This is a genomic window from Kosakonia sp. N21, from assembly GCF_050587465.1.
Classification (GTDB): domain Bacteria; phylum Pseudomonadota; class Gammaproteobacteria; order Enterobacterales; family Enterobacteriaceae.
On the sequence record NZ_JBOBHR010000009.1, the window covers coordinates 93,087 to 107,903 of the forward strand.

16 protein-coding genes are annotated in these 14,817 nt (G+C 55.1%); 12 read left to right on the plus strand and 4 right to left on the minus strand.

Translation table 11 applies throughout. The annotated features are described in order from the left end of the window. Positions 1 to 254 precede the first annotated feature (254 nt). The 10 genes from ACQ3G7_RS19960 (at position 255) to hybG (ending at position 9,020) form a co-directional block, all read left to right on the plus strand. Positions 255 to 1,904 (plus strand): methyl-accepting chemotaxis protein, encoded by a 1,650-nt coding sequence (locus ACQ3G7_RS19960; protein WP_263099299.1) that lies wholly within the window; start codon positions 255 to 257, stop codon positions 1,902 to 1,904. A 66-nt stretch (positions 1,905 to 1,970) separates the two neighbouring features. After that, positions 1,971 to 2,258, plus strand: a complete 288-nt coding sequence (locus ACQ3G7_RS19965) for a DUF2623 family protein (protein WP_088238404.1) — start codon at positions 1,971 to 1,973, stop codon at positions 2,256 to 2,258. 241 nt (positions 2,259 to 2,499) lie between these two features. Beyond that, positions 2,500 to 3,618 carry a hydrogenase 2 small subunit gene (hybO, locus tag ACQ3G7_RS19970; protein ID WP_263099300.1) on the plus strand — a complete coding sequence of 373 codons (1,119 nt, stop codon included), beginning with the start codon at positions 2,500 to 2,502 and terminating at the stop codon, positions 3,616 to 3,618. 2 nt (positions 3,619 to 3,620) lie between these two features. Then, on the plus strand, positions 3,621 to 4,604 hold the full coding sequence (hybA, locus tag ACQ3G7_RS19975; RefSeq protein WP_430891535.1) for a hydrogenase 2 operon protein HybA: 984 nt from the start codon (positions 3,621 to 3,623) through the stop codon (positions 4,602 to 4,604). After that, entirely contained in the window at positions 4,594 to 5,766 is a 1,173-nt protein-coding gene (hybB, locus tag ACQ3G7_RS19980; RefSeq protein ID WP_263099302.1) for a Ni/Fe-hydrogenase cytochrome b subunit, read from the plus strand. Before hybA ends, hybB begins: the two co-directional genes overlap by 11 nt. Beyond that, positions 5,763 to 7,466, plus strand: coding sequence for a hydrogenase 2 large subunit (gene hybC, locus ACQ3G7_RS19985; protein WP_263099303.1), 1,704 nt, complete (start codon positions 5,763 to 5,765; stop codon positions 7,464 to 7,466). Before hybB ends, hybC begins: the two co-directional genes overlap by 4 nt. Then, the gene (locus ACQ3G7_RS19990) at positions 7,466 to 7,963 is read left to right on the plus strand and encodes a HyaD/HybD family hydrogenase maturation endopeptidase (protein ID WP_263099304.1); all 498 of its coding nucleotides are present in this window, start codon (positions 7,466 to 7,468) and stop codon (positions 7,961 to 7,963) included. Before hybC ends, ACQ3G7_RS19990 begins: the two co-directional genes overlap by 1 nt. Further along, positions 7,953 to 8,429, plus strand: coding sequence for a hydrogenase-2 assembly chaperone (hybE, locus tag ACQ3G7_RS19995; protein ID WP_263099305.1), 477 nt, complete (start codon positions 7,953 to 7,955; stop codon positions 8,427 to 8,429). Before ACQ3G7_RS19990 ends, hybE begins: the two co-directional genes overlap by 11 nt. Further along, positions 8,422 to 8,760 carry a hydrogenase maturation nickel metallochaperone HypA gene (gene hypA / locus ACQ3G7_RS20000; protein ID WP_061493162.1) on the plus strand — a complete coding sequence of 113 codons (339 nt, stop codon included), beginning with the start codon at positions 8,422 to 8,424 and terminating at the stop codon, positions 8,758 to 8,760. Before hybE ends, hypA begins: the two co-directional genes overlap by 8 nt. Before the next feature lie 5 nt (positions 8,761 to 8,765). Then, positions 8,766 to 9,020, plus strand: coding sequence for a hydrogenase maturation factor HybG (gene hybG / locus ACQ3G7_RS20005; protein WP_430891538.1), 255 nt, complete (start codon positions 8,766 to 8,768; stop codon positions 9,018 to 9,020). On the opposite strand, the gene fucR is transcribed toward hybG, so the two are convergent. The 4 genes from fucR to ACQ3G7_RS20025 form a co-directional block, all read right to left on the minus strand. Continuing rightward, entirely contained in the window at positions 9,011 to 9,733 is a 723-nt protein-coding gene (gene fucR, locus ACQ3G7_RS20010; RefSeq protein WP_430891540.1) for an L-fucose operon activator, read from the minus strand. The two genes, hybG and fucR, sit on opposite strands and share 10 nt — an antisense overlap. A 3-nt stretch (positions 9,734 to 9,736) precedes the next feature. Continuing rightward, a complete protein-coding gene (locus ACQ3G7_RS20015) occupies positions 9,737 to 10,717 on the minus strand; it encodes a diguanylate cyclase domain-containing protein (RefSeq protein WP_430891542.1) in 981 nt (326 codons plus the stop codon). Positions 10,718 to 10,848: 131 nt separating this feature from the next. Further along, a complete protein-coding gene (gene yghU / locus ACQ3G7_RS20020; protein ID WP_263099309.1) occupies positions 10,849 to 11,712 on the minus strand; it encodes a glutathione-dependent disulfide-bond oxidoreductase in 864 nt (287 codons plus the stop codon). 69 nt (positions 11,713 to 11,781) lie between these two features. After that, positions 11,782 to 12,339, minus strand: a complete 558-nt coding sequence (locus ACQ3G7_RS20025) for a DsbA family protein (RefSeq protein ID WP_430891544.1) — start codon at positions 12,337 to 12,339, stop codon at positions 11,782 to 11,784. A gap of 187 nt (positions 12,340 to 12,526) precedes the next feature. On the opposite strand from ACQ3G7_RS20025, the gene ACQ3G7_RS20030 reads away from it, so the two are divergent. Together ACQ3G7_RS20030 and ACQ3G7_RS20035 are read left to right on the plus strand one after the other, a co-directional pair. After that, the gene (locus tag ACQ3G7_RS20030; protein ID WP_430891546.1) at positions 12,527 to 13,969 is read left to right on the plus strand and encodes a sensor domain-containing diguanylate cyclase; all 1,443 of its coding nucleotides are present in this window, start codon (positions 12,527 to 12,529) and stop codon (positions 13,967 to 13,969) included. Positions 13,970 to 14,265: 296 nt separating this feature from the next. After that, complete coding sequence (locus ACQ3G7_RS20035) at positions 14,266 to 14,778, plus strand: hypothetical protein (protein ID WP_430891548.1); 513 nt, start codon at positions 14,266 to 14,268, stop codon at positions 14,776 to 14,778. Positions 14,779 to 14,817: the final 39 nt, after the last annotated feature.

Below are 14,817 nucleotides of genomic sequence, written 5' to 3' on the forward strand. Positions count from 1 at the left end.
AAAATCCTTATAAATTGGTCGGTTATGTGATGATTTTTTGCATCACCATCTTTTTGATGGTGAAGGAAAATATGGCGTAAAGTTAGCAGAATAACGTTCTGTGAGGATACTGGCTCTACCAGTTGAGGTGATAAGCGGCGCTCCTGGATACACAAAAAATTTTAAGCGAACCATACAACTTTTCTAAAACTTGCCGATAAGAAGTTAAGTTTCGCCCGCAGGCGAGAATCTACCTTCACTGCAAGGATAATATTATGGGTATGCTTCGTAACTTTACTATACGAGCCGTGATGCTGGTGATCCTCGGGATCTTCGGTCTGCTGTGGTCTGGCGTCGGGTTGTATAGCGTTTTTTCGTTGTCAAAAGTGGCCGATGGCAATGATGTTGATCGCCAGTTAGTGTCACAGATGACTCTGCTCAGCCAGGGTAACGATCAGTATTTTCGGTTTGTTACTCGTCTCAGTCGCGTTATGGAAGCTAAAGCTGCGGGTGGCTCACCGGATATGGCGCCGGTTCAACAGGCGCTGGATAACATGGGCCGCCGACTGGCGGACTTTAAAGCGATTTCTCCGGGTCCGATGGATCCGAAAGTCTCCGAACAAGTGATTTCTGGTTGGCAGGCGCTGCTGGACCAGGGGATCACCCCGCAGATGCAACTGGCGCAGCAAGGCACGCCGGAGGCTTACCGTAAACAGGCCAACGACGTGACCCCGGTGCTGAGCCGTAACTTTGGCACCGCAACCGAAAGTTTTAATAAAGCCGCCAGCGAGATGTTGGATCAGACCCGGGTAATGGTTGACGGGCAAACCAGCAGCACGCGCAACGCATTAATTGCGGCGATGGTATGCGGTCTGCTGATCCTGCTGTTTACCGACCGTTATCTGGTCACCATGATGGTGAAACCGCTGGCGCGTATCCGCTCGCACTTCGGTCTGATGGCGCAAGGCGATCTCAGCCAGCCGCTGGAAGACTTTGGTCGTAACTGCGTTGGTCAACTGGTGCCGCTGCTGTTAGCGATGCAGGACAGCCTGCGTGAAGCGGTAAGCAGCATCCGCCACGGCAGTGAGAATATCTGGCGCGGTGCGACAGAAATTTCATCCGGTAATAACGATCTCTCTTCCCGTACTGAAGAGCAGGCTGCGGCGCTTGAAGAGACCGCCGCCAGTATGGAAGAGCTGACCTCAACGGTGAAACTGAATGCTGAGAACGCCAGCCATGCAAGCGAGCTGGCGCAGGCAGCCTCAGTGACCGCAAGCAAAGGCGGTTCACTGGTAAAAGAAGTGATCACCACGATGGATGGGATCTCCGGCAGTTCGAAGAAAATTGCTGAAATCACCAACGTCATTAACAGCATTGCGTTCCAGACCAACATCCTGGCGCTGAACGCCGCCGTTGAAGCCGCGCGTGCAGGTGAACAAGGTCGTGGTTTCGCCGTGGTCGCCGGGGAAGTCCGTAACCTTGCCAGCCGCAGTGCGGGCGCGGCAAAAGAGATTGAAACGCTGATTGCCGACTCGGTTAACCGCGTGGAAAAAGGCGCGCAGCTGGTTAACGATACCGGCACCACGATGGAAGGTATTCTGCGCGCGGTCACCGAAGTGACCACCATTATGAAAGAGATAGCCTCCGCCTCTTCTGAACAGAGCAAAGGCATTTCTCAGGTGGGGCTGGCGATTACGCAAATGGATAACGTCACCCAGCAGAACGCCGCGCTGGTTGAGGAGGTTTCCGCTGCCGCCGCTGCGCTGGAACGCCAGACCGAAGAGTTGCAGCGTTCCGTTCAGCAGTTCCGCCTCTCCAGCGAGGAGCAGCATAAAGCGGCTGCACCGAAGCTGGTCAAACCCGATTTATCACGCGGGGCAGCCAAAAAAGAAGCCGCTTCGTCTGATGAGTGGGTGGCGTTTTAATCAGCGCTATTGCCCCCCTTAAAGATCGATATATAATTTTTTATATAGCGATTGAGGGGAGTAGCGATGGACAACCATTTTGGTAAGGGTTTGATGGCCGGGTTGAATGCGTCACAGGCGGATAGCGCCAGTAACGTGGCGCATTTCTGCCCGGATTATAAGCGTGGTTTTGTACTCGGGTTTTCGCATCGCATGTTTGAAAAAACCGGCGATCGTCAACTCAGCGCGTGGGAAGCAGGCATTCTTACGCGTCGTTACGGGCTGGATAAGGACATGGTGATGGACTTCTTTCGCGAGAGCCACTCCAGCACTGTGATCCGATTTTTTATGGCGGGTTACCGCCTCGAAACCTAAAAATAAGCTTTGCTCAATGTAGTTCTCTTTAGTGAAGGTCACTTTTGTCGAGGGTGGCTTTCATTTTTTTTTGTCGTTTTGTGCCCATAAGCCCCTATTTCTTTTGTGCCTACTGTGCACTCCGTCAACTTTTTGCATAATACCCTTGTTTTTTATGTGATTAATTGTCGGGGCGATCGCAGCATTCTGTTCCCAAAGGGGAGGAGAATAATCTTAGTCCGGGCTGAGGGATAACAAGTAAATGGCAGGAGAGAATCTACATTTTGTATCACAGGGTGTGAGCCGTCGTGATTTTATGAAGCTGTGCGCTGCGTTGGCGGCCACCATGGGATTAAGCGGCAAGGCTGCTGCAGAGATGGCGGAAGCCGTCAGTCATCCCCAACGTCCACCGGTTATCTGGATTGGCGCACAGGAGTGCACCGGATGTACCGAATCGCTGCTTCGCTCTACCCACCCCACCGTTGAAAACCTGGTACTGGAAACCATTTCGCTGGAATACCACGAAGTGCTTTCTGCTGCCTTTGGTCATCAGGCTGAGGAGAACAAACACCGCGCGCTCGAGCAGTACAAAGGGCAGTATGTGCTGGTGGTTGACGGCTCAATCCCGATGAAAGACGGCGGGATTTACTGCATGGTGGCTGGCGAGCCCATTGTGGAACATATTCGTAAAGCGGCGGAAAACGCGGCGGCGATCATAGCCATTGGCTCTTGCTCTGCCTGGGGCGGCGTGGCGGCGGCGGGCGTCAACCCTACCGGTGCGGTAAGCCTGCAGTCGGTGTTGCCGGGCAAAACCGTGATCAACATTCCTGGTTGTCCGCCGAACCCGCAAAACTTCCTCGCGACAGTGGCGCACATCATCACCTTTGGCAAACCACCTGCGCTGGATGCCAAAAACCGTCCTGCTTTTGCCTACGGTCGGCTGATCCACGAGCACTGCGAACGCCGTCCGCACTTTGATGCCGGACGCTTTGCGAAAGCGTTTGGCGATCAGGGCCATCGTGAAGGCTGGTGCCTCTATCACTTAGGCTGTAAAGGGCCGGAAACCTACGGTAACTGCTCCACGCTGCAATTTTGCGATGTGGGCGGCGTCTGGCCAGTGGCAATTGGTCACCCCTGCTACGGCTGTAATGAAGAAGGCATTGGCTTCCATAAAGGCATCCATCAACTGGCGCACGTTGAGAATCCCACGCCACGGGCAGAGAAACCCGATGTCAACCTGAAAGAGGGGGGCGCGGTTTCGGCAACAGCGGTTGGTTTGCTGGGCGGCGTAGTGGGTCTGGTGGCGGGCGTAGGCGTTATGACGGTGCGCGAGCTGGGGCGTCAGCAAAAGAAAAACGACGCTGACTCACAGGGAGACTAACCGTGAACAGACGTAATTTTCTTAAAGTGGCGTCCGGCGGGGCGTTGCTGGCGGCAGGCTCGTCGACGAGTTTTGCCGCCGCAGAGAACCGCCCGCCGATTCCCGGCGCGCTGGGTATGCTGTACGACTCCACGCTCTGTGTAGGGTGCCAGGCTTGCGTGACCCGTTGCCAGGACATCAATACCCCGCAACGTAATCCGCAGGGTGAACAAACCTGGTCCAATAACGACAAACTTTCGCCGTACACCAATAACATCATTCAGGTCTGGCATAGCGGCAGCGGGGTGAACAAAGATCGCCTTGATGACGGTTACGCCTATATCAAAAAACAGTGCATGCACTGCGTGGACGCCAACTGTGTCTCCGTTTGCCCGGTTCAGGCGCTGAAAAAAGACAGCAAAACCGGCATCGTCCATTATGACGCCAGCGTCTGTACCGGCTGCCGTTACTGCATGGTCGCCTGTCCCTTCGATGTGCCGAAATACGATTACAACAACCCGTTCGGTGAACTGCACAAATGCCAGCTCTGTAACCAGAAAGGCGTTGAGCGTCTGGATAAAGGTGGATTGCCAGGCTGCGTGGAAGTCTGTCCTGCTGGCGCGGTGATTTTCGGTACGCGCGAAGATCTGCTGGCGGAAGCCAAAAAACGCCTCTCGCTAAAACCCGGAACCGAGTATCACTATCCCCGGCAAACGCTCACCTCCGTCGACACCTATCAACACACTGTCGCCAGCTACTACCCGCACCTGTACGGTGAAAAAGAGGGTGGCGGCACGCAGGTGCTGGTGCTGACCGGCGTGCCTTACGAGGTGCTGGGTTTGCCGGAGCTGGATGACCTGGCGACCGGCGCCCGTTCTGAACATGTTCAGCATACGGTGTACAAAGGCATGATGTTGCCGCTGGCTGTGCTGGTGGGGCTGACGGCGCTGGTGCGTCGCCATACGAAGAATGAGCACCATGAAGGAGGCGACGATCATGAGTCATGATCCGCAACCGTTGGGCGGCAAGCTGTTCAGCAAGCCAATACGGCTTTTTGCCCCGCTGATCGTGCTGTGCGGGATCTTTATCCTCAAGCGTCTGATCTTCGGCCTGGGATCGGTCTCGGATCTTAACGGCGGTTATCCGTGGGGGATCTGGATCGCTTTCGACTTGCTCATCGGCACCGGTTTCGCTTGCGGCGGCTGGGCGCTGGCCTGGGCTGTATATGCCTTTAACCGTGGCGACTACCATCCGCTGGTGCGTCCGGCATTACTGGCCAGTCTGTTCGGTTATTCGCTGGGTGGTTTGTCCATCACCATTGACGTCGGGCGTTACTGGAATCTGCCCTATTTTTACATTCCGGGGCACTTCAACGTGAACTCTGTCCTGTTTGAAACCGCCGTCTGTATGACGATTTACATCGGTGTGATGGCGCTGGAGTTCGCGCCCGCGCTGCTGGAGCGGTTGGGCTGGAAAGTGTCGCTGCGGCGGCTGAATAAGGTGATGTTTTTTATTATCGCCCTTGGCGCGCTGCTGCCCACTATGCACCAGTCTTCGATGGGCTCTTTGATGATCGCGGCCGGGTACAAGGTCTACCCGCTGTGGCAAAGCTACGAAATGCTGCCGCTGTTCTCCTTGCTGACCGCATTTATCATGGGCTTTTCGATTGTCATCTTTGAAGGTTCGCTGTTGCAGGCCAGCCTGCGCGGTAACGGGCCGGATGAAAAGCGGCTGTTTACCAGGTTAACCGGGACGTTAAGCGTTCTACTGGCGCTGTTTTTGCTGCTGCGCGTAGGGGAAATCACCTGGCGCGACAAGTGGAGCTACGCCTTTGCAGGGGATTTTTACAGCCTGATGTTCTGGCTGGAAATCGCGCTGCTGCTGTTTCCGCTGTTGGTGCTGCGCTCGGCGCGCCTGCGCACCGATTCCCGTGTTCTGTTTATCGGCGCGTTAAGCATGCTGTTGGGATGCGCTCTGTGGCGACTCTCCTATTCGCTGTTAGCGTTTAATCCCGGCAACGGCTATCACTACTTCCCGGCCTGGGAAGAGATATTGATTTCTATCGGTTTTGTGGCAATTGAAGTCTGTGCGTACATCTTACTCATACGTCTGTTGCCGATTATTCCTCCGTTACAACGACAAGAACGTCATGAGGCGAGTGAAGCATGAGTCAACGAATTACCATCGATCCGGTGACCCGTATTGAGGGTCATTTACGCATTGACTGCGAAATTGAAAACGGTGTTGTATCCAAAGCCTGGGCATCAGGCACGATGTGGCGCGGTATGGAAGAGATTGTGAAGAACCGCGACCCGCGGGATGCGTGGATCATTATGCAGCGCATCTGTGGTGTCTGTACGACGATTCACGCTATTGCCTCTGTCCGTGCCGTGGAAAGCGCACTGGAGATGAAAGTCCCGGTCAACGCCCAGTATATTCGCAACATTATTCTGGCCGCGCACACCATCCACGATCATATTGTGCACTTTTACCAGCTCTCGGCGCTGGACTGGGTTGATATCACGTCCGCGCTCAATGCTGATCCGGCAAAAGCGGCGAACCTGCTGAAAGGGCTCTCTGACTGGCCGCTGAACAGCGAAAACACGTTTAAAGAGGTGCAGGACAAAATCAAAGCGTTGGTCGCCAGCGGTCAGTTGGGGATTTTCGCCAACGGCTACTGGGGACATCCGGCCATGAAGCTGCCGCCGGAAGTGAACCTGATTGCCGTCGCGCACTATTTACAGGCGCTGGAGTGTCAGCGTGATGCCAACCGCATCGTCGCCTTGCTTGGCGGGAAATCGCCGCATATTCAGAACATGGCGGTGGGCGGTGTTGCCAACCCGATCAATCTTGACGGCATCGAAGTGTTGAACCTGGAACGGCTGATGTACCTCAAGTCGTTTATCGACAAGCTGCAGGGCTTTATCGAACAGGTTTACAAGGTCGATACCGCCGTGATTGCGGCGTTCTATCCGGAGTGGCTGGAGCGCGGTAAAGGCAGCGTCAATTACCTGAGCACGCCGGAGTTTCCGACCGACGGTGAAAATGGCAGCTTCCTGTTCCCTGGCGGTTACATTGAAAACGCCGATCTCAGCACCTATCGGTCCATCACCGCGTACAACGATCCGTTTATGGTGAAAGGCATTCAGGAGGGCGCGAAACACGCCTGGTATAAAGACGAAGCGCCGCAAGAGCCGTGGCAAGGGACAACAGTGCCAAACTACACCGGCTGGCAGGAAGACGGGAAATATTCGTGGGTCAAATCACCGACGTTCTACGGCAAAACCGTGGAAGTGGGGCCGCTGGCCAATATGCTCTGTAAACTGGCGGCGAAGCGCGAATCCACGACCAGCAAACTCAATGAAATTGTGGCGATTTACCACAAACTCACCGGTAAAACGCTGGGCGTTGAGCAACTGCACTCCACGCTGGGCCGCATTATTGGTCGCACCGTGCATGCCTGCGAATTGCATCAGGTTGCCAGCCAGCAGTATCAGGCGCTGGTCGACAACATCGGCAAAGGCGACATGACCACCTTTGTGAAGCCGGACATTCCCGCCAGCGGCGAGTTTAAAGGCGTAGGCTTCCTCGAAGCGCCGCGCGGCATGCTCTCACACTGGATCGTGATCAAAGACGGCACCATCAGCAACTACCAGGCCGTCGTGCCATCGACGTGGAACGCCGGGCCGCGCAACGTGAACGACGAAGCCGGTCCCTACGAGCAGTCGCTGGTGGGCACGCCGATTGCCGATCCGCAAAAACCGCTGGAAGTGGTGCGCACCATTCACTCTTTCGACCCTTGTATGTCCTGCGCTGTACACGTGCTGGACGCAGACGGTAACGATGTGGTGTCGGTGAAGGTGCTGTAATGTCGATTTTAGTGTTGGGGGTGGGCAATATTTTGCTCACCGATGAAGCAATCGGCGTACGGGTGGTGGAAGCGCTGGAGCAGCGTTTCCACCTGCCGGAACAGGTCGAAGTGCTGGATGGCGGCACCGCCGGCATGGAGTTGCTGAGCGCGATGGCGAGCCGCGATCATCTGATCATTGCAGACGCCATCGTCACGCGTAAAAGCGAGCCAGGCAGCGTCATCTGCCTGCGTGACGATGAAGTGCCCACGCTGTTCAGCAACAAAATTTCTCCGCACCAACTGGGTTTGTCTGACGTGCTGTCCGCGCTGCGCTTTACCGGGGAGTTCCCGGCGAAGCTGACGCTGGTCGGCGTCATTCCAGCCTCGCTGGAGCCGCATATTGGTTTGACGCCGATCGTGGCGGCAAGTATCGATACGGCTTTGCAGGCGGTGCTGGATGCGCTGGCGGAATCCGGCGTGGTGCTGACGCCAAGGGAGGTTCAGCATGCAGGATGAGTTAACCGGCTTTGACGCCTCGCCGCACGGCGAGGTGCAGGCTGCTTTTGCTGCAGTGGCCGCAGGCGAGATGCACGATTTACCGTTTGTACATCCGCACATGCCGATCTCGGTGACGCCCTTCACGCTGTTTGAAGGGCAGTGGATAGGTTGTGTGATAACGCCGTGGATGCTGAGTTTACTGATCTTTCCCGGCCCACAGCAGTGCTGGGTGCGGCGTAACGTCGGCGAGCGTATTGGGCTGCGATTACCCTATGGTGAGATGACCTTTACCGTTGGCGAAATGCCCGCCCTTGCGCAATATCTGAGCTGTTCGTTAATGTCGCCATTAGCGCGGGAGCTGCGTGCAGAACAGGGGGCGTCGCTGGCGCATGATTGCCTGAAAATGGCGCTCTCCCTGCCGGTGAGCGAGTCGGTGAGTCGTCGTGCGTTGCTCACCCGGCTGAAGGACGCCCGGCATGCATGAGTTATCGCTATGCCAGAACGCGGTGGAGATCATCGAACAGCAGGCCAGGCAAAACGGCGCCAGTAAGGTGACTGGCGTGTGGCTGGAAGTGGGCGCGCTGGCCTGTGTGGAGGAGAGTGCGCTGCGTTTCGGCTTTGATATCGCCTGTCGCGATACCCTTGCCGAAGGGTGCGCGTTGCATATCCTCCATAAACCTGCGCAGGCATGGTGCTGGAATTGCAGCCAGTCGGTGGAAATTACCCGCCATGATGAGTGCCCACTCTGCCACTGCCCAACGCTGCATATTGAGCACAGCGAGGGCGTACAGATCAAAAGTATTGAAGTGGAGTAAGCAAGATGTGTATAGGCGTACCGGGCCAGGTGGTGGCCGTGGGCGACGATTTTCATCAACTGGCGCAGGTGGACGTTTGCGGTGTGCGCCGCGAGGTCAATATCGCCCTGGTGTGCGAAGATGATCCGCGTGCGTTACTCGGGCAGTGGGTGCTGGTGCACGTGGGATTTGCCATGAGCCTGATTGATGAAAACGAAGCGCAGGAGACGCTTGCGGCGCTGCGCAATATGGAGCTGGAGGATTTTGCTCCTCAGCGGTGAGGCGTGTCGGTTTTTATATCGGTGATCATTTGCGTCACCAGTGACAGGTTGCCGATTTTTACTTCGCTGGCGCGGTAGAATTTGCTCTTATCGATAAGCAATAGCGATTGCTGCGCCCGCCGTAATAACTGCGCTTTAAACACGGCGTTATGGCGGGTGGAGTCCCACATCTCGCCCGCCGCATCCACCCCCTCGCAGGAGAAGATAAACAGATCGATCTCCAGCGATTTCAACAGGCCAGGCAGCGCCGGATTAACATAACAACACTCGGCGCGATCCAGCCGCCCGCCCGAACAGACCAGCGTGATGTTTTGCCGACGGACGATCTCCTGGCATACCGGCACGCTGTTGGTAAAGACGGTAAGGTCGATATCCGGCAACTGCCGCGCAAGGTGAAAACAGGTGGAGCTGGCATCCAGCGCCAGCGTCATCCCCTCATCAATCCAGTTCAGCGCATGGCGGGCGATATCGGCTTTGTCCGCATAATGGCTTTTCAGCCGGTTGCGAAACGGCTCGCTGCTTTCCTGCTGCGGTGAATGCAGCATCCGTGCGCGACCATGGCGGCGCACGATTTTCCCCTGCGTTTGCAGCGCATTCAGATCCCGGCGGATGGTTTCAATACTCACGCCCAATTGTGCAGACAGCGCTGCGGTCGTCAGGGTGTCATACCGGGTGAGGAGTTGCACAATCGTCTGCTGGCGTGCGGTTTTCATCAGCTATGCCCCGGCGCAGGCGGAGAGGGAAATCAGCGTCTGGCCGAGAGCTGCGCCGTTTTTCCCGGTGTGTTTGATGTGATACATCGCCCGATCGGCGCGTTTCAGCGCGTTGACGAAATCGTCGTCATCCTGCGCCTCATCAATGCCAATCGATGCTCCAACCGACGCCTCGCCGTTATCCAGTTCGAAGGGCGTCAGCGCCGCGCGCAGGCAAGTATGGGCGGTGCTGTTAATCAGCAGGCTGGTAAGCGGAAACGGTAACAGCAGAACGAACTCATCGCCGCCGAGACGGCCGACAATCGTTCCTTGCGGGCAGGCATTGCGCAGACGCTGGCTCAACTGGATCAGCAGTTCGTCGCCGCTACGGTGACCGAAAGTATCGTTGACCGCTTTAAAATCATCCAGATCGATAAAGGCCACGCACACGGGTCCGGCAAGCTTCAGCTCATCAAAGTGCTGCAACAGCGCGTGGCGATTAGCCAGCCCGGTAAGCGGATCGTGGTTCGCCAGCGCCGAGAGTTGCTCCTCATACTGCTTCTCTTTGGTCATGTCGATGTGCGTGCCGGTCACTTTTAGCGGTGAACCGTTGGCATCCCACTCCGTTACGCGGCCTCTGTCGAGCACCCAGGTGACGGTGCCGTTTTTATGCTGCATGCGGTGCAGGGCTTCATAAAACGGGGTCTTGCCGTGCAAATGATCGTAAAACGCGTCCAGCACGCGCTGGCGATCATCTTCATGCAGGTGCTCACGCCAGACATCAAAATGGGCGCTCAGCTCTTTGGGTTGATAGCCAAGCATCGAACCCCAACGGCGGTTGTAGATGATCAGTTTGCCGCTGGGGACATCAAGCTGCCACAGGCACAGCCCGGTGCCGTCCAGTGCAGCGCTGAGTTTATTGCGCGCGTCGCGCGCTATCCGCACCAGCCTGGCGTTATGCTTTTTCAGATTCTGGATCTGCTGTTTGAGCGCGATGTCGGACATGGGGCCGGCTACAGGTAAATAAAACGCATTCTTACCAGTTATTCAGGTCGTGTAAATATGGTGTGAAAAAAACAGTGGAAGGTAATGAAGGGCGGGAATAAACCGGGCGGAATACCGCCCGGCGCAGAAGATTACGCCTGACGTTTATCTTCCGTGTTGGTGTCGAAGTCGCTGGCGTCGTGGCGCTCATGCAGCTGCTCATGCGGCTCGCCGAACGTACGGTTAACGATCCGCCCACGTTGCACAGCCGGGCGCGCAAGGATCGCTTTCGCCCAGCGTTGCACATGGGTGTAGATGCCTGCGTCGAGGAACTCTGCGGCGTTGTAGACATTACCCAGCACCACATTGCCGTACCACGGCCAAATCGCCATATCGGCAATGGTGTACTCATCACCGGCGACAAACGGATGGTCAGCCAGTTGCTTATCCAGCACATCCAGTTGGCGCTTGGCTTCCATGGTAAAGCGATTAATCGCGTACTCGATTTTCACCGGCGCATAGTTATAGAAGTGACCGAAACCGCCACCGAGGAAAGGCGCAGAGCCCTGCAACCAGAACAGCCAGTTCAGGGTTTCGGTGCGCCCGGCCGGATCGTTGGGCAGGAAATGGCCAAACTTCTCCGCCAGATACAGCAAGATCGCCCCGGATTCAAATACGCGGGTGGGCGGCGTGGTGGAGTGATCGCGCAGCGCCGGGATCTTCGAGTTTGGGTTCACTTCAACAAAACCGCTGGAGAACTGATCGCCTTCGCCAATGCGAATTAACCAGGCGTCATACTCGGCCGCCGTAACCCCTTTCTCCAGCAGCTCTTCCAGCATGATGGTTACTTTCTGGCCGTTCGGCGTGCCCAGCGAATAGAGTTGCAACGGATGTTTGCCCACCGGCAAGGTTTTCTCATGCGTCGGGCCGGAGATCGGACGGTTAATATTGGCAAATGCACCGCCGCCGGATTTATCCCACGTCCAGACTTTAGGGGGCTGATAGTTGTCTGACATATTGGTCTGCCTTTTGGTTGATCTGTTGAAGCGTTATAGGAACGGGTTGCTCATCAGTGTAGCAGCGTCTCAGGCGAGGATGCGCTGCGCCCAGACGCCGATGTCATCGCCGCTGCCGAGATCGGCCTGCACCAGCCCGTTGACCATAAAAGTCGGCGATACGTGAATGCCGTTCTGCCGCGCATATTTGCTGTGCCATTTGATTTCGGTTTGCAATTCCGGCCTGGCAAACGCCGCCGCAAGTTTCACTCCGCTATACTGCTCAATACGTTCAATAATTTGCTGCGGCGTGGCGTCCATATTCGGGCCGCTACAGTGGTCCGTGAATTCGAACTCTTCACGATGGTCCGCCACCGCTTTCAGCACGCTTCGTGCAGCGGCTTTGCCTTCCGGCAGTGTGGAAGCAGCAAGGATGCAGCGCACAATCACACCGGAGAACATATGCCACGGTTGCGATTGCAGACGGATTTTGACGGTGACCTTCTCTTCGCCCACCTCGTTGAGCAAGGCGTCCAGCTTGTTAAAGGCGCGGACGGAGAAAGGGCAGGTCGGCTCGAGGAACACCTCGAACGTGCGTGGACCGTGGCCCCAGCTAAGCGGATCGGCGTGTAAAGGTTGTTGGCTCATTGTCACTCCTGGTATGTGATGTTTTTATCGTGTCTGAGAATATCAGGATGCGATAGACGCGGGGAGTACGCTTTGCGCTGGATGCGGTTAACGCCTCTTGATGCACTTTCTTATTGAAATGACTGAGGTATTCGGTTTACTAACGTTAACAGGCAATGATGAAAAGGAACTAAAGAGGGCGGAGATTATGTGTCGTTACCTCGTCAGACTGTGCGTGCTCTTTTTCGCGGTATTTCTCGTCAGTGACTGGGGGTTAAACTTTCGCCCCGGCAACAATGTCTCTCTGTTCTGGCCCGCTAACGTACTGGCCTTCAGCCTGTTTATTCATTTCCGTTTACGTTGCCGTCATGTGGGCTGGCGACTGTTGCACAATGGGTTGCTGATGGTTATCAGCTATTGCGCGATGCTGCTGGCGGCTCTCAGTTTTGAGGATGGGTCGGGTATTGAGCAAAAGGTGATCTACTGCGCGTTTAATATCGGCTTTTATCTGCCTGCCTGGCTCTGTTTTATTTACTGTTTCCACAGCCGTTTTTTGCAGCGGAGCAAGTTCACCGGCAATGCCGTTCTGGTGATGACTATCCCGGTGGTGGTGGGCGCATTCTGCTCGGCGGCGGTGTTCGGGCTTTGGCTATGGGCGACAAACAGCGCCGATATCTATCAACTCATGCGCGGCTGGTTCAGCGAACAACTCAGCACAGGCATCATTTTTGTTTGTTTTTTCATTCAGTTAAAGACTATTTTCCGCACAGTGAGGCGGCAATTACACCGTGGGTGGCAACAGCTACGCCCGCAGGTATTCGTGATCGCTTTTTTAGTGTTTGTGCTGCTCTGCGTCCTGTTTTCCGGCACCGAGATGGTGGCGTTGATCCTCTTCCCGCTGGCGTGGTTCGCCCTGCGTTACTCCTTTAAAACGACCGTGGTACTCTGCATGCTCACCGGTGTGGCGCTGAATTATCTCTATGCTGTCAGGCTGCTCGAGCCAGGCGCGGGCGTCACCCAGGCGGATCTTGATGCCATGCTCAACGCGTTTCGCATCAATCTCTCGATACTGATCATGGCCATACTGATGGTTTCCCGGGTTGTTTCCGCCAACAAAATTCTGCTTAAACGTATTGAGTCCGGCAGCCGCCGCGATGTGCTGTCCGGTGCATTGAACCGCCGCGCTTTTCTGGCGCAGCTTTCCCGGCTCTGTACCGAGCGTGAAGGGCTGCACCCCCGCGAGGTGGCCATCCTGTTTCTTGATATCGATAACTTTAAAAAGATCAATGATATTTACGGTCACTCGGCGGGTGATGATGTTATTCGCCATTTTGTTGCCCTGTTGAAAAAGCAGATGCGGCAACATGACCTGATCTGCCGCTGGGGAGGCGAGGAATTTATTATCGCTGCGCTGGATCTCAATCCTCCTGACGCGCTGTTACTTGGCGAGCGGATGCGAGCCTGGGTCGCGTTAACGCCGGTTAAAGTGCCTGGCGCTGCGCCGCTAAGCTTTACCACCAGTGTGGGCATCAGCGCCTTTCGCTGCGGGCTGGGTGAAAACATCCATCTGGCGATTAACCGGGCCGATGAGGCGCTGTATGAGGCAAAAAAACAGGGCCGTAACCGCGTGAAAATGTACTCGCCGTCGTGAAAATCACGCTCTGATCGCCTGTAACAATCAGCCATTAACGCCGCACCTTGCATCGCGATAAATGAATTAATCTGACTTAAATAATATTTTTCATGGAGTATCTGATTTAACTAAAATTAATATGATATATAATGGACGGTTGCTTATTTTAATTTCTTATGTGAATCATCTTTCGTCAGCATTATTTGTTATTAATATGTTTTAACCGCCTGTCGATAATCGTTATGAGGATCTTTCTCGACTCATCAGGATGAGTCATTCGTCGCAGATTATCTGGTTAACGAGTAGCGGAGATAATGATGCAGGAGATTCAGGCGATTCAGGCAAGCGCGCACCTTGCCAGCACAAAAGAGACTATCACGCATAAGATTGAAACGGCGAATAGCACCGGCATCAGTACCAGTACCAGTACTGAACATGGCGCTGGCAAGCAGTCGTATCAGGATGACAGCACCAAAGTGACGCTCTCCTCTCGTGCAGAAAACCACAAATCTTTAAAAGAAGTTCAGGCTGAGCAAGAGGCCCAGGAAAAGAAAAAAGTGGAAAATCATGAGATTGATTATTCCCTGGCGATGTCCGGTATTCCGCAATATGGCGGGCGACTGGTCACGATCGTTAAATATCCTGATGGCCGAACGGAAATGATCGATGCGTTTTCCGGGAAAAAAGTCACCCAGCAGGATTTAGAGCAGGCGCAGATGGCGAAAAAAAATAGCCAGCTCGCGCAGCAGCAACTGGAAAGCAAACCTGGCGTGGAGACGCTTCCCGATGCAATGCCTGGAGAATCTCAACTGACCGATATGCAATAAATTTCCGGAATAATACACGCTTTATTTTTAAGGGTATTT

Bases quoted from the DNA above. Each gene is read 5' to 3' on its own strand.
- ACQ3G7_RS19960 (WP_263099299.1), top strand. From the start codon at position 255: ATGGGTATGCTTCGTAACTTTACTATACGAGCCGTGATGCTGGTGATC.
- ACQ3G7_RS19965 (WP_088238404.1), top strand. From the start codon at position 1,971: ATGGACAACCATTTTGGTAAGGGTTTGATGGCCGGGTTGAATGCGTCA.
- hybO (WP_263099300.1), top strand. From the start codon at position 2,500: ATGGCAGGAGAGAATCTACATTTTGTATCACAGGGTGTGAGCCGTCGT.
- hybB (WP_263099302.1), top strand. From the start codon at position 4,594: ATGAGTCATGATCCGCAACCGTTGGGCGGCAAGCTGTTCAGCAAGCCA.
- hybC (WP_263099303.1), top strand. From the start codon at position 5,763: ATGAGTCAACGAATTACCATCGATCCGGTGACCCGTATTGAGGGTCAT.
- ACQ3G7_RS19990 (WP_263099304.1), top strand. From the start codon at position 7,466: ATGTCGATTTTAGTGTTGGGGGTGGGCAATATTTTGCTCACCGATGAA.
- hybE (WP_263099305.1), top strand. From the start codon at position 7,953: ATGCAGGATGAGTTAACCGGCTTTGACGCCTCGCCGCACGGCGAGGTG.
- hypA (WP_061493162.1), top strand. From the start codon at position 8,422: ATGCATGAGTTATCGCTATGCCAGAACGCGGTGGAGATCATCGAACAG.
- hybG (WP_430891538.1), top strand. From the start codon at position 8,766: ATGTGTATAGGCGTACCGGGCCAGGTGGTGGCCGTGGGCGACGATTTT.
- fucR (WP_430891540.1), bottom strand. From the start codon at position 9,733: ATGAAAACCGCACGCCAGCAGACGATTGTGCAACTCCTCACCCGGTAT.
- ACQ3G7_RS20015 (WP_430891542.1), bottom strand. From the start codon at position 10,717: ATGTCCGACATCGCGCTCAAACAGCAGATCCAGAATCTGAAAAAGCAT.
- yghU (WP_263099309.1), bottom strand. From the start codon at position 11,712: ATGTCAGACAACTATCAGCCCCCTAAAGTCTGGACGTGGGATAAATCC.
- ACQ3G7_RS20025 (WP_430891544.1), bottom strand. From the start codon at position 12,339: ATGAGCCAACAACCTTTACACGCCGATCCGCTTAGCTGGGGCCACGGT.
- ACQ3G7_RS20030 (WP_430891546.1), top strand. From the start codon at position 12,527: ATGTGTCGTTACCTCGTCAGACTGTGCGTGCTCTTTTTCGCGGTATTT.
- ACQ3G7_RS20035 (WP_430891548.1), top strand. From the start codon at position 14,266: ATGATGCAGGAGATTCAGGCGATTCAGGCAAGCGCGCACCTTGCCAGC.